The 17,781-nt window shown below is 73.8% G+C and carries 15 protein-coding genes; 5 read left to right on the forward strand and 10 right to left on the reverse strand.

Translation table 11 applies throughout. The features are described 5' to 3' along the window. Positions 1–3 precede the first annotated feature (3 nt). From ACIOFR_RS34425 to ACIOFR_RS34450, 6 genes are all read right to left on the reverse strand, one after another. Entirely contained in the window at positions 4–909 is a 906-nt protein-coding gene (locus ACIOFR_RS34425) for a fumarylacetoacetate hydrolase family protein (RefSeq protein WP_401003468.1), read from the reverse strand. 73 nt (positions 910–982) lie between these two features. Further along, entirely contained in the window at positions 983–2,134 is a 1,152-nt protein-coding gene (locus tag ACIOFR_RS34430) for a cupin domain-containing protein (protein WP_401003470.1), read from the reverse strand. Next, positions 2,131–3,135: a carbon-nitrogen hydrolase family protein gene (locus ACIOFR_RS34435; RefSeq protein ID WP_401003472.1), complete on the reverse strand. Its 1,005-nt coding sequence runs from the start codon at positions 3,133–3,135 to the stop codon at positions 2,131–2,133. Before ACIOFR_RS34435 ends, ACIOFR_RS34430 begins: the two co-directional genes overlap by 4 nt. Before the next feature lie 93 nt (positions 3,136–3,228). Beyond that, positions 3,229–5,661, reverse strand: a complete 2,433-nt coding sequence (locus tag ACIOFR_RS34440; protein WP_401003474.1) for an FAD-dependent monooxygenase — start codon at positions 5,659–5,661, stop codon at positions 3,229–3,231. Between the two features lie 94 nt (positions 5,662–5,755). Continuing rightward, positions 5,756–6,220 (reverse strand): acyl-CoA thioesterase, encoded by a 465-nt coding sequence (locus ACIOFR_RS34445; RefSeq protein WP_401003476.1) that lies wholly within the window; start codon positions 6,218–6,220, stop codon positions 5,756–5,758. Positions 6,221–6,301: 81 nt separating this feature from the next. Then, positions 6,302–7,924: an AMP-binding protein gene (locus tag ACIOFR_RS34450; protein WP_401003478.1), complete on the reverse strand. Its 1,623-nt coding sequence runs from the start codon at positions 7,922–7,924 to the stop codon at positions 6,302–6,304. Positions 7,925–8,216: 292 nt separating this feature from the next. Here ACIOFR_RS34450 and ACIOFR_RS34455 point away from each other — a divergent pair, with 292 nt between their 5' ends. The 3 genes from ACIOFR_RS34455 (at position 8,217) to ACIOFR_RS34465 (ending at position 10,972) form a co-directional block, all read left to right on the forward strand. Next, positions 8,217–9,449 (forward strand): copper resistance D family protein, encoded by a 1,233-nt coding sequence (locus tag ACIOFR_RS34455; RefSeq protein WP_401003480.1) that lies wholly within the window; start codon positions 8,217–8,219, stop codon positions 9,447–9,449. Positions 9,450–9,656: 207 nt separating this feature from the next. Beyond that, positions 9,657–10,292, forward strand: coding sequence for a DedA family protein (locus tag ACIOFR_RS34460; RefSeq protein WP_401003482.1), 636 nt, complete (start codon positions 9,657–9,659; stop codon positions 10,290–10,292). A 350-nt stretch (positions 10,293–10,642) separates the two neighbouring features. Beyond that, a complete protein-coding gene (locus tag ACIOFR_RS34465; protein ID WP_401003484.1) occupies positions 10,643–10,972 on the forward strand; it encodes a putative quinol monooxygenase in 330 nt (109 codons plus the stop codon). A gap of 93 nt (positions 10,973–11,065) precedes the next feature. On the opposite strand, the gene ACIOFR_RS34470 is transcribed toward ACIOFR_RS34465, so the two are convergent. From ACIOFR_RS34470 to ACIOFR_RS34485, 4 genes are all read right to left on the reverse strand, one after another. Beyond that, on the reverse strand, positions 11,066–11,548 hold the full coding sequence (locus tag ACIOFR_RS34470; RefSeq protein WP_401003486.1) for a cysteine/serine endopeptidase inhibitor: 483 nt from the start codon (positions 11,546–11,548) through the stop codon (positions 11,066–11,068). Positions 11,549–12,214: 666 nt separating this feature from the next. After that, positions 12,215–12,676: an ArsR/SmtB family transcription factor gene (locus ACIOFR_RS34475; RefSeq protein ID WP_401003488.1), complete on the reverse strand. Its 462-nt coding sequence runs from the start codon at positions 12,674–12,676 to the stop codon at positions 12,215–12,217. Next, positions 12,676–13,047 carry a hypothetical protein gene (locus ACIOFR_RS34480; RefSeq protein WP_401003490.1) on the reverse strand — a complete coding sequence of 124 codons (372 nt, stop codon included), beginning with the start codon at positions 13,045–13,047 and terminating at the stop codon, positions 12,676–12,678. Before ACIOFR_RS34480 ends, ACIOFR_RS34475 begins: the two co-directional genes overlap by 1 nt. 146 nt (positions 13,048–13,193) lie before the next feature. Further along, positions 13,194–14,042: a sigma-70 family RNA polymerase sigma factor gene (locus ACIOFR_RS34485; RefSeq protein ID WP_401003492.1), complete on the reverse strand. Its 849-nt coding sequence runs from the start codon at positions 14,040–14,042 to the stop codon at positions 13,194–13,196. A gap of 724 nt (positions 14,043–14,766) precedes the next feature. Here ACIOFR_RS34485 and ACIOFR_RS34490 point away from each other — a divergent pair. After that, the gene (locus ACIOFR_RS34490) at positions 14,767–16,464 is read left to right on the forward strand and encodes an RICIN domain-containing protein (protein WP_401003494.1); all 1,698 of its coding nucleotides are present in this window, start codon (positions 14,767–14,769) and stop codon (positions 16,462–16,464) included. Between the two features lie 119 nt (positions 16,465–16,583). Then, positions 16,584–17,693 carry a M20/M25/M40 family metallo-hydrolase gene (locus ACIOFR_RS34495; RefSeq protein WP_401003502.1) on the forward strand — a complete coding sequence of 370 codons (1,110 nt, stop codon included), beginning with the start codon at positions 16,584–16,586 and terminating at the stop codon, positions 17,691–17,693. Positions 17,694–17,781: the final 88 nt, after the last annotated feature.

Here is a 17,781-nt window from a genome sequence, read left to right on the forward strand (position 1 = left end):
AGGTCAGCGGGCGTCGACGACCGGGTTGGCCAGGGTGCCGATCCGCTCGATGGTGGCCTCGACCAGGTCGCCCGGCTGGAGGAACTGCGGCGGTACGAGGCCGGCGCCGACGCCGGAGGGCGAGCCGGTGGCGATGACGTCACCGGGCTCCAGGGTCATGCCGGAGGAGATGTCGGCGATCAGGCGTCGGATCCCGAAGAGCATGTGCCGGGTGTTGGAGTCCTGCTTGGTGTCGCCGTTGACGCGCAGCGACAGGTCGAGGTTCTGCGGGTCGGGGATCTCGTCGGCGGTGACCACGGCCGGGCCGAAGGGAGCGTAGGAGTCCTGCCCCTTGGAGAAGAACCACTGGCCGGAGCGGCGCTGGTCGCGGGCGCTGACGTCGTTGACGATGCTGTAGCCGAAGACGTGGTCCATGGCGTCGTCCTCGGCGACCCGGAAGGCGGTGGTGCCGATGACGACGGCGAGTTCGCACTCCCAGTCGAGCTGCTTGGTCAGCCGGGCGTTGTGCAGGATCGGCTGTCCGGGGCCGGTGACGGCGGTGGCGGGCTTGGAGAACAGCACCGGCCGGTCGGGGAGTTCGCGGTCGGTGTCCAGGGTGCGGTGGGATTCGGCGACGTGCTCGACGTAGTTCAGCCCGACGCCGATGATCTTGCCGGGCCGCAGCGGGGCGTGCAGGGTCACGTCGGCGAGGTCGTGGACGGCGTCGGCGGGGAGTTCGCCGCGGAGCAGGGCACGTGCCGTGTCGAGGGCCGGCCGGCCGGCCCGGAGGAGGGAGAGCAGGTCGCCGGGCAGGTCGGCGCCGGCCGCGCGGGCGAGGGCGGCGAGGTCGGCCACCCGGTCACCGAGGTCGGCGCCGAGGCGGGTGGGCGCCGGGCTGGTGTCGTTCGGGGTGTAGGTGACCAGACGCATGGTGTCTCCTTGCGGTGACGCTGTCGGGAGTCGGAGGCGGGGGGGGTGAGGCAGGGCGGGCGGCGGGGGCGGGCTAGCGGCCGTCCGGCGGGACGGGCTGGTGACCGTCGTTGTCGGTGTAGGCCTCCTCGCGGTGGAAGCCGAGCGAGTGCATCACCGGGAAGTCGTTGAAGGAGAACAGGCAGGCGTCCTCGGACCGGTCGAGGTTCTCGTGCTCGTGCCACGCCCAGGACGGGACGCAGAAGATGTCGCCCTGCCGCCATTCGAAGCGCCGCCCCGCGACCACCGAGACCCCGTGCCCCTTGGCCGCGGTGAAGACCACCGATCCGGTGTGCCGGTGGGCCCGGGTGGCCTGGCCGGGGCGCAGCAGCTGGATGTGGGCGCCCATGGTCGGCATGACCGGCCCGCCGGTGAGGGGGTTGGTGTACTCCATGATCACGCCGTCGTACGGGGAGCCTTCGACGGCCTTCGCCAGGTTGAGCAGGGAGTGGTAGGTCGGCTCCCACGGGAAGCCGAAGACCGGGGAGTACGGGCGGGTCCACTTCTCCATGCCGTACGGCAGCAGGTTGGTGCCGTAGCTGAGGACGGAGGAGTTGATGACCTTTCCGGGCACCTGGTACAGCTCGGGGTGGACCTCGTAGAAGCCCGCGTCGAGGGCGTTGACCAGCGGGATGTCGAGGCCGTCCTGCCAGATGACGGGGGCGTTGGTGGACTCGTTGCCGTGCTCGTGCCAGGTGCCGTTGGGGGTGATGGCGAAGTCCCGGGGGCCGACCTTGAGCTTCTGGCCGTCGACGACGGTCCAGGCGCCGGTGCCCTCCTGGACGAAGCGCAGGGCGGCGGCCTGGTGGCGATGGGCGGTCATGGCCTCGCCGGGACCCATGATCTGCAGGCCGGTGTAGAGCAGGCCGACGGCCGCGCTGACGTCGGTGCGGCCGGGGTTGACCAGCATGACCACCCGGCGGCCGGCGTCGTCGGCCTTGACCAGCGGCAGCGCCTTGTGGACGAGCGGGCGCAGGTCCTCGTAACGCCACAGGACGGGTACGGACCTGGGCTGCGGGTACCAGGGCTCGATGTCGTTGGCGACGGTCCACAGGGCGCCGGCGTCGAGCTTGGCCAACTCGTCGTAGTAGGCGAGGAGTTCGGGGCTGTCCGAGACGCGGGCACGGCCGAGCCGGTTGTCGTCGTGCGTGTCGTCGTCGTGCGTGTCGTCGTCGTGCGTGGTCACGCTTCCTCCTTCGGTGCGGAAGGGGCGGTCTCCGGCAGGGGCGGAGCCGTGAACGTCAGCGGGGTGCGTGGACGGTTGTCGACCTGGAGCTGGAAGACGTCGAAGCGGTTGTAGTGGCCGATGATGTCGTGCATCTGCTTGGGCTGGATGCACCTGGCGAGGTCGATCTCGGCGTAGACGATGCCCTCCTCGTCGATCAGCGGCTCGGTGACCGGGCGGCCGTCGGGGCCGAAGACGCCGGACAGGGCGCTGCGTGGGCGGGCGAGCATCTTGCGGATCTCCGCGTCCTCGCCGGCGATCCGGTCGACGATGTCGGCGGAGATCGTCGAGCAGGCGACCACCGAGAAGACCTTGCCCTCGAAGCAGTGAGCGGCGGTGCGGACCGCGATGGCCTCCGCCATGTCGTAGTCCTCCGGTCCGACCGGCAGCGCGATGTAGCAGGCGGCGTGGACGAGTTCGCCCTGGGCGAGGAGGGTGAAGCGGGCCAGGGTGTTGGTGTTCTCGCCGCAGGCGAGCACCCCGAGCGGGCCGATGCCCGTACGGTGGACCTTCAGCGAGCTGCCGTCGCCACCGGTCCAGGTGAGCTTCTCGGCCCAGGTCGGCACCAGTTTGCGGTGCACGCCGAGGAGTTCGCCGTCGGCTCCGATGGTCAGCAGGGTGTTGTACAGCACGCCGAGGCTGTGCGCGCCGCGCTCGTTGACCCCGATGACGACGGTGACGCCGTGCCGGCGGGCCGCCTCGCGCAGGGCGTCCACCTCGGGGCCCGGTACGTCGATGGCGGAGCGGTAGAGCTTCTCGAACCAGGGCGATCCCTGAACGGGGTTCATCGTCCAGTTCCAGTACGGGTATCCGGGGACGAAGACCTCCGGGAAGACGATCAGCGAGGCGCCGCGGCCGGCCGCCTCGCCGATCAGCGCGACGACCTTCTCGACGGTCGCGGCGGCGTCCAGGTAGACCGGGGACGCCTGGACGGCGGCCGCGGTGAATCGGGGCAGGTCCATGAGTTCCTCCGTTGCCGGATCGGGCGGTCGGGCCGGGCTGGCCGGCGGGCGGGCGGAACGGGCGGAGGCCGGGTCGGATCGGTCGCAGGGCGGTCAGCGGGTGGCGGTGGCCGCGAGCGGCCGGGCCGCGGACGCGGGCAGCCACCGCCGGTGGACGGGGGCGGCCTCCTCGCGCAGCAGGTGCAGGCGCGGCGGGACGCGGTCGGCCCGCGGCCCGGCGGGCTTGCGGCTGCCGGCCCGCCACGGCTCGGGCCAGCGGGCACCGGGCCCGGTGTGGCCCTGCTCCGCCGCGGCGTGCAGCGTCCACATCGGGTCCCACAGGTGGGCCCGGCCCACCGCGACGAGATCCGCGCGGCCCGCGAGGACGATCGAGTTGACGTCGTCGTAGGTCGAGATGGCGCCGACCGCGATGGTGGGGATGCCGGTGGCGTGCCGGATCAGTTCCGCGAACGGCGTCTGGTAACTGCGCCCGTACGGCGGTCTCTGGTGGGCGACCACCTCGCCGGTGGACACGTCCACGGCGTCGGCCCCGCCGGCGGCCAGGGCGCGGCAGATCTCGACGGCCTCGGTCTCGGTGGTGCCGCCGTCGGCCCAGTCGCTCGCGGAGATCCGGGCGACGAGCGGCTTCCCGGCCGGCCAGGCGGTGCGGACGGCCGCCAGCACCTCCAGCGGGAGGCGCAGCCGGCCGTCGAGGCCGCCGCCGTACGCGTCGGTGCGCCGGTTGGTCAGCGGGGAGAGGAAGCCGGACACCAGGTGGCCGTGGCCGAACTGGAGCTCCAGGACGTCGAATCCGGCCCGGTCGGCACGGGCCGCCGCGGCGGCGAAGGCGGCGGTGACGGCGGCCAGGTCGGCGGGGGTGGCCTCGCGGGGGGCGGGGTACCCGGAGTCCCAGGCCGTCGGCGACGCGGCGAGGGTCGACCAGCCGGCGCCGCCGAGCGGCCGGCCGATGCCGTCCGGGCCGGGCACCGTGGTGGATCCGCGGCGTCCGGCGTGGGTGAGCTGGATGCCCAGCGGCGTCGCCGAGACGGCGCGGACGGCGCGGACGATCGACGTCCAGTCGGCCTCCTGCCGGTCCGTCCAGAGGCCGGGGCAGCCGGGCGTGGCGCGGCCGTCCGGGCTGACGGCCGTCATCCCGGCGAACACCAGCCCGGCTCCGCCGAGCGCCTGGGCGGTGAGCTGGGCCCGCTCGAACTCCCCGGGGCGGCCGTCGACGGAGGTGAAGGTCGCCAGGGGCGGTACCACGACGCGGTTGCGCAGCGTCAGTCCGGCGAGGTTCAGCGGGCGGAACATCGGCGGGGCGGCGGGCCCGCGGCCCGCGGCGTCGGCGTCGACCGGGACGCTGTCGACCCGGACGGCGTCGGTGAGGGCGTTGTCCGCGAAGGCGGTGTCGACGGCGTCGACGAAGGCGGCGTCCCGCTCCCGCAGGTTGCCGTAGGTGACACGGCGGCTGCGGGTGAGCAGGTTGAAGGCGAACCGGTCGACGTCCTGACCGGTGTACCGGCCGATGTTCTCGAACCACTCCAGGCTCGCCTGGGCGGCCCGTTGGGTGGACTCGACGACCGGCCGCCGCTCCGCCTCGTAGGCGGTCAACGCCTCGGTGACGGTGGGGCGTTCGTGCAGGCTCGCGGCGAGCGCCAGGGCGTCCTCCATGGCGAGCTTGGTGCCCGAGCCGATGGAGAAGTGCGCGGTGTGCGCCGCGTCGCCGAGCAGCACGACGTTCCGGTGCCGCCAGGAGGCGTTGCGGACGGTGGTGAAGTTGATCCACTTCGACGCGTTCGGGATCAGCCGGTGACCGTCGAGGTGGTCGGCGAAGATCTCCTCGCAGCGGCGCACGCTCGCCAGGTCGCTCTCGCCGCGGGCGAACTCCCTTCCGGCGAGCGCCTCGAAGCCGGCCCGGCGCCAGGCGTCCTCCCCCAGCTCCACGATGAAGGTGCTGCGCCGCTCGTCGAACGGGTAGGCGTGGACCTGCACGGCACCGAAGTCCCGCTCCTCCACGATGAAGGTGAACGCCTCGAAGACCCGGTCGGTGGCCAGCCACATGTAGCGGGCGGTCCGCTCGTCCAGCGCGGTGCCGAAGCTGTCCGGGAAGGCCTCGCGGGTCGGCGAGCGGACCCCGTCCGCGGCGACCACCAGGTCGTACCCGTCGGACAGTTCAGCCACCGGCGGCGCGGGCGTGCGGTAGCGGACGTCGACGCCGAGCGCGGCGCAGCGCTCCTGGAGGACCGCGCGCAGGACGTTGCGGTCGAGGGCGGCGAACCCGTGCCCGCCGGAGGTGCGGACCTGGCCGCGGTGGCGGACGTCGATGTCGCTCCACCGGGCGAACCGGGCCGACATCGCGGCGAACACCTCGGGGTCGGCCTGGGCGATCCCGTCCAGCGTCTCGTCGGAGAAGACGACGCCGAAGCCGAACGCGTCGCCCCGGGCGTTGCGCTCCCAGACCGTGATCTCCCACGCCGGGGAGAGTTGCTTGGCCAGAGCGGCGAAGTACAGCCCGCCCGGCCCTCCCCCGATGACTGCCACGCGCATGAAGGCCCTCCAGTGGTTCTCCGACACTCACGGTATTGCGTTACTCTGGCGACCGTCAAGCATGCGCGATATCGGCTGCCCGCGGCGGCCGGGTTCAGCCGCCGTACGTCTCCGGGCGCTGCGGACCCGCCCCGGCGAGCCTGGCGCGGGTCTCCGCGGGCCAGGGGGCGGCGCCCTTGGCCGTGGCGGCGGAGTGGACCACCGACATCCGCCCGGCCGCGGCCCGCCCCTGGGGGCCGTGTACGTCGAAGGCGTAGTGCAGCGAGGAGGTGCCCACCCGGTCGACGCGGATCGCGACGCGCACGACGTCCCCGAACCAGAGCCGTTCCAGGTAGTCCGCCTCGAAGTGGACCCTGGGAATGCTGCCGAACAGGCCGTCGAGCCCGAGCCGGCGCAGCAGCACCGCCTCCGCCGCCTCGGCCCAGCGCAGCACCGCCGAGAAGTGGTGGTGGCCCGCGGCGTCGGTGTCCGACCACTCGACCTTCCGCTCGATCACCACACTGGGGAGGGCGGATTCGGCCGGATCGGCCTGCTGCACGGGTTCGGCGGGACGGTCCATGGGGGTGCCTTCCGACGGTCACGGGGGGGTAGGTGGGTGAGGCGGGTACGCGGGTGGGGCGGGCCGCTCGGCGGCCGGCCGTCAGCGGTCGGTGTGCGCCCAGCGGCGGAGTTCGGCGCGGTGGAGCTTGCCGGTGGAGGTGCGGGGCAGCCCCTCGACGAACTCGACCGCGCGGGGGTACTTGTAGGGCGCGATCGCCTGCTTGACGAACTCCTGGAGCGCCCGCACGGCCCCCGCGTCGTCGGCGGCGCCGGCCCGCAGGACCACGTACGCCTTCACGATCGCGCCGCGGCGCTCGTCGGGCGCGCCGACCACGGCGCAGTCCACCACGTCGGGGTGGGCGATCAGGGCCTGCTCGACCTCGGGGCCGGCGATGTTGTAGCCGGAGGAGACGATCATGTCGTCGGTGCGGGCCTGGTACCAGAAGTAGCCTTCGCCGTCCCGGACGTAGGTGTCGCCGGTGAGGTTCCAGCCGCCGCGCACGTAGACGCTCTGGCGCTCGTCGTCCAGGTACCGGCAGCCGGTGGGACCCTGCACCGCGAGCAGCCCGGGCTGCCCGTCCGGCACGGGCGCGCCGTCCTCGTCCAGGACCGCCGCCCGGAAGCCGGGAACCGGCCGACCCGTGGCACCCGGTCTGATGTCCCCGTCGGCGGCGGAGATGAACACGTGCAGCATCTCGGTGGCGCCGATGCCGTCGATCAGACGCAGTCCGGTCTGCCGGTGGAAGTCCTCCCAGACGGCCGCCGGGAGCGGTTCGCCCGCGGACACGCAGCGGCGCAGTCCGCGCAGCCGGCCGGCGAGTCCGGCCGCCAGCATCGCCCGGTAGGCGGTCGGCGCGGTGAACAGCACGCTGACGCCGTGCTCGGCGACCAGTTCCGCGAGTTGCTCGGGGGTGGCCTGTTCCACCAGGAGGGTGGCCGCGCCGGCGCGCAGCGGGAAGACCACCAGACCGCCGAGGCCGAAGGTGAAGGCCAGTGGCGGCGTCCCGGCGAACAGGTCGTCGGGCGCGGGGCGCACGATGTGCCGCGAGAAGGTGTCGGCGTTGGCCAGCACGTCCCGATGGAAGTGCAGGGTGGCCTTGGGGCGGCCGGTGGTGCCGGAGGTGAAGGCGATCAGCGCCACGTCGTCGGCGGCGGTGTCGACCGCGGCGAACACGCCCTCCTTGGCGGCGCAGCGCAGTGCCAGGTCGTCCGCGGCCGACCCGCCGTACGGGACGACGGTGAGGCCGGGCGTCCCGGCCGACCCGACGGCGTCGAGGAAGCGGTGGTCGCACAGCGCGACGACCGGCCTGCTGATCTCGCGCAGGGAGCTGATCTCGGCGGCCCGCAGGAGCGGCATCGTGGTCACCACCACCCCGCCGGCCTTCAGCACGCCGAGCCAGCAGGCCACCAGCCAGGGGTTGTTGGGGCCGCGCAGTAGGACGCGGTTGCCCGGCACCAGGCCCAGGTCCTCGGTGAGCACCTGGGCGACCTGGTCCGAGCGGCGCCGGAGATCGCCGTAGCTCCACTCCTCGGCGAGTGTGAGCAGGCAGCGGCGGTCCGGGCCCCACCGCCGGACGGCGTCGTCGATCAGGACGCGTGCGCAGTTGAGGCGGTCGGGGTAGCGGAGTTCGGGCAGTTCGAAGAGCAGGTCCGGCCACTGCTCGACGGGGGGCAGGCGATCGCGGCAGAACGTGTCGACGTGGGCGGACGGGGAGAGTTCCACGGGCGGCGCCTCTCGGTCAGCAGGGGTGAGGCCAGTATGGCGCCCCCATGACGGCAGTCAACACTTCTGCATAGTTTCGACCGGGGAATCACGCGACACGCCCACCGCGCCTCGATGTGAGCACAACCGGGCACCCACGAAGGAGATTTGGACCGCCGCGCCGAAGGTGGACCCGCCGGCTGTTCCGGCCGGCGCGGACCCACCGCCCCACAGGCAGTTGCACCATCAATTAGGTATGGCTAACCTAAGCGCCCGCCCCTCCCCCTCCACGTCCGATCGAGGAAGCAGACCCGTGCCCGGATTGTCGATACCCCCCGCCCTGACCTCCCTGTCGGCGGCCGCGCCCTCCACCCCACTCGGCCCGTTCGTCGACAGCGCCGTGGCCTGGACGACGTGGGTCGCCCTCATGGGCCTGGTCGGCCTGATCGCCCTCGTCCTGCTGGCGGCCGGCCCGGCCGCCGCCCGCACCGCACCGGCCGCGCTGCCCGTGGTCACCGCCCGGCTGGCCCGCGCCGCCGCCGTGCTCGGCGTCCTCACCGTCCCGGCGGTCCTCACCGAGCTGGCGCACGGGGCCTCGAAGAGCCACGGCTACGACTACTCGGCCGCATGGGACGCCCTCTACGACGGCAGCAACGCCGGCCGGCTGTCCGGGCTCGAAGTCACCCTCGCACTGGCCGCAGCCGTCCTGGTGGCCCCGCTGGCGGCCCGCTCGGTCGCGGGCGGCGCGGCGCGCCCCTGGCTGCTCGGCGCCGGCCTGGCCGCCTCCGCCGCGGCACTCGGCACCACCAAGTTCCCCACCAAGACACCCGAGAACTGGGGCCGCACCAGCTTCGACACCCTGATGTGGATGCTGCACCTCCAGGGCGGCGGCGTCTGGCTCGGCGGACTGGCGGGCCTGCTGCTGCTCGCCGCACCCGGCGCGGTACCCGCCGCCGAGCGGCGCGCCTTCTGGTCGACGACCGTCCGCCGCTTCTCGGTCACCGCCATGAGCTGCGTCGCCGCCATCACCCTGTCCGGCCTGTTCCTTTACTGGGCCCACGTGGACGGCCCGTCGCAGCTGATCACCACCATGTACGGGCGGGTGCTCGGCGTGAAGATCCTGATCTTCGGCGGCCTGCTGCTGCTCGGCACGTTCAACCAGTTCTGGCTGCACCCGCGGATCGAGGCCCTCTGCGACGAGGGCGACCAGCGCCCGCTGGTCACCGTCCTGCTGCGCAGGTTCCCGCTCGTGGTCGCCGTCGAGGTCGTGCTCGGGCTGGCCCTGCTCTTCGTCGCCCCGTTCCTGCACGGTTCGGCCCGCAACCAGGCGTACCAGGCGAAGGCCGCCGAACAGTCCGCCACCCCCATCCCGGCGAAGAAGCTGCCCAAGCTCGCGGCCAAGCAGGCCGACGCCTCCACCTGGGTGTGGGGCACGGCCGAGACGGTCGCCGTGGTCGCCCTGATGGGCGGCGCCTACCGGTTCTCCGGCCCTCTGGCCCGCAACCACACGGCGGCCGCGCAGGCCGCGTCGCCCCTCACGAGCTGACGTCCGGCGCGGACCGACGTCCGCGCCGAGCCGACATCGGGCTCCCCCGCGGTGCGCAGCGGCGCACCCACCCGGCCTGCCGGGACGGCGATGACACCGTCCCGGCAGGCCGCTGAACATCCGCGGCCGCGCGAGTACGGTTCAAGACGTGGCCGGTTCCCGCGCAGGACGACACCCGCACCGCCGGACGGCGGGGGCGGGGGCCCGATGACCGGGCCGCTGCTGGCCGTCGACCCGACGAGCGGGTCCTCGCTGCTCGCCACCTTCGGGGCGCTGGCCGTCCTGGTGGTGGTCTTCGCCGAGTCCGGCCTGCTGGTGGTGGGATTCTTCCTCCCCGGCGACACCCTGCTGCTCCCGGCCGGCGTGCTCTGCGCCGCGGGCACCGGCCCCGGGCCCCACCTCTCGCTGTGGCAGGTGATGGTCTGCGCCGCCGTCGGCGCCGTCGCCGGCGCCCAGCTCGGTTTCCTGCTCGGCCGGCACGGCGGACGGGCGGCCCTGGCCCATACGGGCAACCCGCGCCTGAGATCGGCGGCCGCCCGGGGGGACGCGCTGCTGCGCCGCTACGGCTACCGCAAGGCGATCGTGCTGGGCCGCTTCGTGCCGCTGGTGCGGACGGTGCTCAGCCCGGTGGCGGGCATGCTGGGCGTGCCCACGCGCACCTTCACCGTCTGGCAGATCGTCGGCGGGGTGCTCTGGTCGCAGAGCCTGGTACTGGCCGGGTTCTGGTTGGGCGGGGCCGTCCCGGGGATCGACCACTACCTGTGGGCCCTGGTGGGGGCCGTGGTGGTCCTCTCCCTCCTGCCGCTGCTGCTGCGCGGCCACGGGCGCTCCGGGGACCGCTGAACGACGGGGACGACCGGCGTCCGGTCCACGGCGCGCGGTACGGGTCCCCGCCCGGCGGTTTCGCGGCGGCCGCGTGGGGGACCTCGGGGGGTCTCGCTCAGGGGCGCCTCACTCAGGGGATCCTCAGGGGGCCTCAGGGGCCTCAGGGGCCTCACCGAAACCGAAGCGCCGGTTGCCGCCGTCCCCGGAGCCCCACGGGCCGGACGCGCGGCACGCACCGGTCGGATCGGTCGGCCGACGGCCCGCCCGGCTACGGTGGCTGGTGGCCCCGGTCCGTGGCCGGCAGCGGCGACGGACCGCCGCCGCTAAGCACCACCGTCCCGACCGTACCGACCGCACAGGAGACTCCGATGATCCTCGTCGTCGTCAAGATGACCGTCCGCCCCGAACACAGCAAGGACTGGCTCACGCTCGTCGACGAGTTCACCACCGCCACCCGGGAGGAGCCCGGCAACCTCTTCTTCGAGTGGTCCACCAGCGTCGACACCCCCCACCAGTTCGTCCTGGTCGAGGGATTCGCCTCCCGCGAGGCCGGCCAGACCCACGTCGAGTCGGCCCACTTCAAGAAGGCCATGGAGACGATGGCGGACGCCATCGCCACCACCCCGGAGATCATCAGCACCGAGGCCCCGGGGGACGGCTGGTCCGCGATGGCGGAGCTCAGCCCCCGCCGGCCGTAACTCTCCGCGACCCCGCGCCGCCTCCCGCCTCCCGCCTCCCGGGAAGGGGAGACGGGAGGCGGCGCGGGGTGCCGCGGGTGTCAGCCGTAGGCGTCAGCCGAGGGTCGAAGCGGTCACGGGCTCGGAGAGCGGGACGGTTTCGCCAGCGAAGCCGACCTTGACGAACTGCCAGGTGAGACCGTTGATCACGCCCTGGCCCAGCGGGGCGAGACGGCCGAAGGCGGGCTGGCTGAGGTCGATGTGCGTGCGGTCGCAGGACGGACACTTGTCCCTGACGGGGACGGTGACGGTCTTGCCCTGGTAGGTCACCTTGACCGAGATCCCCTTGCAGAGCGGGTCGTTGTTGGGATTCGCCGCCGTCCACCAGGCGTGCGAGACGGCGACGAGCATCTGGGTTCCGGCGTTGATCTGGGTGCCGCAGGCGCCGAATCCGGCGTCGTTGTAGTACGTCGCCTTTCCGGACATCGGCTTGTTGACGGGTATCGCGGCGCTGGCGGTTCCCGCGCCCAGGGCGATGAGCGCGGCGGCGGCGAGCGGGGCGCCGGCCAAGATCCTGATCTTGCTCGTGACTCGCATGGGTTTCCCTCCGGTTCAGTGCGGACGGGCGACCGGGCAGGTGACAGGACAGGCCAAGTAGCCATCCCTGATGCCGAGTTCAGAACATCGACACGCGGTCGCGGGAGGAACGTATGCCAACGGCATACACGAGGTCCAGACCTTTGAAGTGTTGTCATGGACACACTTCGGAAACACTGCGCCTCAACGGCCCCATCGGCACGCTTCGCCGAACCACGCCCGAACGCCCGCTTCTGGAGGCCGGGTTGACGTCACGGCAGCCCTCGGACCGGGCTCGCCGGGCACCCCACCCGCCGGCGCCCATCACGGAGCGGAGCGGGGACCGGGCCGAGCGGTCGCCGCGGGTCCGGGAGCAGGACCTGGCGACGCGCCGGGCAGTCCGGGCACGGGAGGGGACGGCACCTCCGCCCGGCTGCACGGCGGTGCGACGACACGACGGCGCGGTTCTCGCGCACCGTGGGGCCCCGGGGATCTCGTTCACGAGCTCGAACTCGCCTGGGAACAAAGGGGGATCACTCGGACGGGATCACGGTACGGCCGCACCAGCGGTACGCCTGGCGCCGGGACCCGCGGACCGGCCGGCGCCGGCCCCGTACACGACGTGGCGCCCGGCCCCGCCTTCGGAGCGGGCCGGGCGCGTGCACGGCGGGCGGCTGGACCGCGCTGTCAGCGTGGTTCGGGGAGCACCGAGCAGACCGCCGGTTCGGCGCCCTCGTCCACTCCCCACTCGGACACCGCACCCGGCCCGGCCACCGTCTCGGCGTCGGAGTCGGAGTCTGCGGGAGTGCCCGCCGAGGCGTCCGGCTCGCGCAGTTGGTCCAGCAGGCCTTCGCGGTCGGTGAGCAGGACGGTGAGGATGCGGCGGGCCGAACGCAGCAGGTCGGCGACGTCGCCGCCGGCGAGGGCATAGAGGACGACCGGGCCCTCCCGGGTGGAGACCACGATGCCGGAGCGTCTGAGGACGGCGAGTTGCTGCGAGAGGTTCGACGGCTCGACCCCGATGTCGGCCAGCAGGGCGCGCACCGGCAGGGGTCCGCCCTGGAGGAGCTCCAACACGCGGATCCGTACCGGGTGGCCGAGCATGCGGAAGAACTCCGCCTTGACCTGGTAGAGCGGGGGCTGCGGCATCAGACCTCGAGCTCGCCCTCGACCAGCTGCAGCCGCCGGCGGGCCATGGCCAGGTTCGCGCGGCTGCGGTCGAGGGCCAGGTAGAGGAAGAGCCCACTGCCGGTCCGCGAGGTCAGTGGCCTGATCAGGTGGTACTGGTTGGTGAGGGTCACCAGGATGTCCTCGATGGAGCCCTGGAGGCCCAGCATCTCCATGGTGCGCAGCTTCGCCCGGACGAGGTCGGTGTTGCCCGCCGCGGCGACCGAGAGGTCGAACTCGCGGTTGCCCCCCAGGGTGCCGAGCGCCATGCCGCTGCCCAGGTCGACGAGGGCCACGCCGATGGCGCCCTCGATCATCATCGCTTCCTTCAACGCCACGTCTGTGTGTGCCATGTCCGCAACGCTAGTCAGCAAGCTGACTGTGCATCATGCGAATTGCAAAAGTCTGCAATTGGCGGATCCGACGGTGTACCGTGCCCTTCGATCACTCGCCGTACGGTGCGCTGCGGCAGGTGCCGACCCGGCCCACGCAGCGGCAGTCAGCCGACGCCGAGGGCGGGGCGCGAGCCGGAACGGCGGCGCTGCGCGGGCAGGAGGGGGCGGCGGGCGCCGGCGTACGGCATCCGGCGCCGGACCGGGCCGAGCGGGGCCGCGCCGGCGAGCAGGACCTCCACCGGCATCAGGTCGCCCTGCTGGCCGCAACAGCAGTCGCAGCCGCGGATGTGCCGGGCGATGCGGTTGCGCCACAGCGGTGTGACGGCGTCGTCGCGGTCGGCGGTCGCGAGAGCGAGCGCGGGGCATCCGCGCCGCGCGGCCAGCGCCCGCACCACCGAACGGCCGGTGGTGAGACGGGCTTTGAGCCGCTGGACGCGTACGCCCGCGTGGTGCAGCGAGACCCCCAGCACCGCGGCGAGCTCGGCCCGGCTCAGCTCACCCGCGTTCTCCCGGCACCAGAGGGCCAGCAGCTCGCCGTCCTCCGGGTCCAGCCACCGGACGGCCTCCGCGAACTCCCGCCGGGCCTCCAGGATGCCCAGTCGCAGGATGGTCACCTCGACGAAGTCGGCCTGCGGGTCGGGGAGTTGGTCCCCCGGCTCGACCGGCTCCAGGACCTGCTGGCGGCGGGTCCAGCGGCGGCGCACCTCGTTCTTGGCCACCGCCACCAGCCAGGACCGGAACGAGGCCGGATCCCGCAGCGTGTCCAGCCGGTCGACGACCCGCACCATGGTCTCCTGGACCACGTCGTCCACGTCCACGTGCCCGTCCAGCTCCCGCCCGATCAACCGGTACACCAGCGGCAGGAACGCGGCCACCAGCCGCCCCATCGCCGCCTTGTCACCGGCCTGGGCCGCGGCGACGTCCGCCACCCAGGTATCTCGTTCGCTCGTCACACGCAGCTCCTCACTCGTTCGCCCCCGGACGGGCCGCCGACACGGCGGCCACGGCTACGGCGGGGCCCCACCCGGCGCGGCGCGCCGGAGGACGTGCCTCACCGACGGAGGGGTCGGGGGCGGCGGATGGGTGTGGTGGTCGTGGGCGCCGACGGCTCCTCCGGCGGTGACCGGCCACGGGGCACACCCCGTCCTTCCGGAGGGCCCGGGCGGACCGCAGGAGGCCGCCCTGCGGTCCACCCGGGGCGTCGCCGGCCCTTCCGGTGCGGGGGGATGCCCGGGGGGGACGGGACGCGGCACGGTCGGCGCGCCGTTCCGACGGTGGGACCCGCCGTCGGACGCACCATCGGTCTGGAGCCGGCTCCGTGACGGTCTGCCACCGGACCGGGCTCCTCGAACCGGTCCCCGTTCGGGTTGTCCGCCCGGCCGGTGACCGATGGTCCGATCGTAGGATCGGCGCGGCGCCGAATCGGCGGTGCACAGGGTCCGCTGACAAAGCCCTAAGGTTCCGCTCAGACTCGGCCCTCCGAGCAGCGACGACACCCTTCCGGCCGCTACCGTGCAGCGTCCGGCCGGGGACCAGGGACCGGAAGCCCTCGGGCGCCCACAAACGAAGATCGAACCGGAGCCCGGCTTTCCGTTATCCTGCCCGTCCGGCCGGATCACCGGAGTGGGTGGCCGGAACCGATTCCGGCCGTCCTCACCCGACCTCCCGAGGAGCGCAGTGCCCGAGTCCATGGCAAGCGAGACGGCGGACGCCCGGATCACCAGACTCATCCGCGCGGGCCACCCGTCGGCCCCGGCCCAGGCCCTCGCCCGCCACCGGGACGCCGTCCTCGCCCACGCCGGCCTGTACTGCCCGGACGGGCGGGACGCGCACCGCCTCGCCGAGGAGTCCCTCGCCTCGACCCTCGACGCCGTCCGCGCGGGTGCCGGCCCGTCCTCGGCCTGGCGCCCCTACCTGGCGTCGGAACTGAGACGCACCGCCGCGCGGTGGGCGGGTGACGACCGCGCGGCGGGCCTCTCGGTCACCTTCACCGCCTGGATCGCCGAACTGCCCGGCGCCGATGACCCGTTGTCGGCGGCGACGCGAGCCGACGAGGCGTCCGTCCTGCTGCGGGCGCTGCGGGCCCTGCCGGAACACCGGCAGGCCGCGCTGTGGCGCGCGGTGGCCGAGGAGCCCATGGAGCCCGACGGCCCGCGACCGTCCGCCGCCGCCGGGGACGGCCTGTGGGAGGCGTACCTCCAGGCGTTCGCGCAGACCGCCGACCGACCCTGCCGCCACCTCGCGGCCGCCATGGGCGACGCCGTGCAGCACGGGACGGTCCATCCCAGCCTCGACCGGCACACGGCCTCCTGCGAGCGCTGCCGCCGGGCCCGGAGCGAGCTGGAAGCCGTCCACGCCTGGGACGTCGACGTGCTGTACGGCGCCCTGATGCTGTGGACCGCGCGACGACCGTCCGACCCGCCCGCCGAGGCCCCGCCGGGACGGGTGCCCGCGCTCGCACTGCCGGCCGCCGCACCCGCGATCCCCGCCGGCCACGCCGGTACCGCCCCCGCGACCGTTTCCGCTGCCCTCACCACCGCACCGCGCAGCACGGCCGCACCGCGCCGCACGGACGAGCGGCGCAACACGGACGAGCGGCGCCGCGACCACCGGCGTCTGCTCGTCCTGTGCGCGGGAGCGGCGACGGCGACGGTCGTGGTCGTCGTGACGGTCATGGTGGCCCTCCCCGACGGGCGCCCGGGGACCTCCGAGCCCATCAGCCTCTCCGTGCCCACGCTCGCGGCCGCCCCGTCCACCGTGGGGCCCGCCTCGCCGACGGCGGAGGCCACACCCAGCACCCAGGAACCCACCGCATCCACCGCATCCACCGAGTCCGTCCCGGTGGTCCCCGTCACCGCCTCCACCACCCGCCCGGCCCCCGCCTCCCCGACCGCCCCCTCCCCCAGCGTCCGGCCGGCCGGCTTCCGTCTCCTCAACACGCGGTCGGGCCTGTGCGTCGGCCCGGCGGACGCCGCGGGGCCGTACCTCGCGCTGCGGCCCTGCAACCAGGACCCCTCCGAACGCTGGGAACGCATCGCCGCCGGCGGCAACACCTACCAGCTGCGCAACACCGGTACCGGCAACTGCCTCGACGGCACGGACGACGGCGGGAACGTCGTCAGGGTCGTCCAGGCGGCATGCCTTCCCGCCGCCGAACGCACCGTCCAGCTCTGGAAGTTCGCCACGGAACCGGACGGCACCTCGTTCCGGCTGCTGTTCGTGCCGCCGGTCCCCGGCAGCGACTACGCCGCCCACCTGCTCGGCCCCGAGGAGTGGGCCAAGACCAGCCCCCCGTCGCTCGGCACCCCCCTCACACAGCTGCCGGACTACTACCACTCCGCCAGCTTCGTCTTCGTCGCCGACCAGGGGCCCTGAGCCCACTGCCGCGGGGCACCGCCGCCGGGTCCGGCGCACCGGCCGGTCGAGGTGCCGGCCGCCGGGACGCCGGCCTTCGGGCCGGCCCCGGTGCGCCGGATACCCTGTGCGGCGTGACGATGCACAGCACCGCCGACGTGAGCGTCGACGCGATGATCGAGGACCTCAGGACGCTCGTCGAGGTCGAGTCCCCGTCCCGCGACCAGGACGCCCTGGCGGTCTCGGCCAAAACCGTCGCCGCGGTCATCGAGAGGCGGCTGGGCGGGCGCGCCGTGCTCGTCGGGAGCGAGGCCGGGCCGCACGTCCACTGGTCGGCCGGCGGCGATCCCCAGGTGCTGGTCCTCGGCCACCACGACACGGTCTTCCCGCTGGGCACCCTGGAGCGCCGCCCGTTCCGGGTCGAGAACGGGCGGGCGACCGGCCCCGGGGTCTTCGACATGCTCGGCGGTCTCGTGCAGGCCGTCCACGGACTGGCTGCGCTGGACGAGCGGTCGGGTGTCGAGATCCTGGTGACCGCCGACGAGGAGGTCGGCTCGCACTCCTCGCGGGCCCTGATCGAGGAACGCGCCCTCGCCTGCGGCGCCGTCCTGGTGTGCGAGGGCGCCGCCGACGGCGGGGCGCTCAAGACCGGCCGCAAGGGCTGCGGGACGTTCCAGGTCGCCGTCACGGGCCGGGCCTCGCACGCGGGTCTCGAACCGGCCGCCGGCGTGAACGCCCTCGTCGAGGCCGCACACCAGGTGCTGGCCGTCGCCGCGCTCGGCCGGCCCGACCTCGGCACCACCGTCACCCCGACCGTGGCGTCCGCGGGCACCCTCGACAACGTCGTCCCCGCGGCGGCCACCGTCGTCGTGGACGTCCGGGTCGAGTCCGCCGCCGAGAAGGAGCGGATCGAATCGGGATTCGCGGCACTCGCTCCGCGGCTCGCCGGGGCGGAGATCTCGGTCCGCGGATCCGTCGGCCGGCCCCCGATGCCGGAGTCGGCGTCGGCCGGGCTGTTCGCCGCGGCGAAGGAGCTGCTTCCGGGGCTCGAAGGCACAGCGGTCGGCGGCGGGAGCGACGGCAACTTCACGGCCGCGCTGGGCGTACCGACCCTCGACGGCCTCGGCGCGGTCGGCGGCGGCGCCCACGCCGACCACGAGTACCTGCTGGTCGACGCCATGGCCGAGCGGGCGCTGCTGGTCGCCGGACTCGTCCGGGCGATCCGGCGCGGCGCCCACCTGGCCACCTAGAAGGCTCGTGAAGATCTTGCTGAGGGGCTGTCTGGCTGCGGGCCGGGCGGCCCCTTCTGGTTATGCGCTGGCGGGGGTGAGGTGCCAG

It is taken from the genome of Kitasatospora sp. NPDC088346, assembly GCF_044740765.1.
Classification (GTDB): domain Bacteria; phylum Actinomycetota; class Actinomycetes; order Streptomycetales; family Streptomycetaceae; genus Kitasatospora.

Coding starts and splice junctions, on each gene's coding strand:
- ACIOFR_RS34495 (WP_401003502.1), top strand. CDS start 16,584: ATGCACAGCACCGCCGACGTGAGCGTCGACGCGATGATCGAGGACCTC.
- ACIOFR_RS34435 (WP_401003472.1), bottom strand. CDS start 3,135: ATGGACCTGCCCCGATTCACCGCGGCCGCCGTCCAGGCGTCCCCGGTC.
- ACIOFR_RS34480 (WP_401003490.1), bottom strand. CDS start 13,047: ATGGCACACACAGACGTGGCGTTGAAGGAAGCGATGATGATCGAGGGC.
- ACIOFR_RS34475 (WP_401003488.1), bottom strand. CDS start 12,676: ATGCCGCAGCCCCCGCTCTACCAGGTCAAGGCGGAGTTCTTCCGCATG.
- ACIOFR_RS34425 (WP_401003468.1), bottom strand. CDS start 909: ATGCGTCTGGTCACCTACACCCCGAACGACACCAGCCCGGCGCCCACC.
- ACIOFR_RS34465 (WP_401003484.1), top strand. CDS start 10,643: ATGATCCTCGTCGTCGTCAAGATGACCGTCCGCCCCGAACACAGCAAG.
- ACIOFR_RS34445 (WP_401003476.1), bottom strand. CDS start 6,220: ATGGACCGTCCCGCCGAACCCGTGCAGCAGGCCGATCCGGCCGAATCC.
- ACIOFR_RS34460 (WP_401003482.1), top strand. CDS start 9,657: ATGACCGGGCCGCTGCTGGCCGTCGACCCGACGAGCGGGTCCTCGCTG.
- ACIOFR_RS34470 (WP_401003486.1), bottom strand. CDS start 11,548: ATGCGAGTCACGAGCAAGATCAGGATCTTGGCCGGCGCCCCGCTCGCC.
- ACIOFR_RS34440 (WP_401003474.1), bottom strand. CDS start 5,661: ATGCGCGTGGCAGTCATCGGGGGAGGGCCGGGCGGGCTGTACTTCGCC.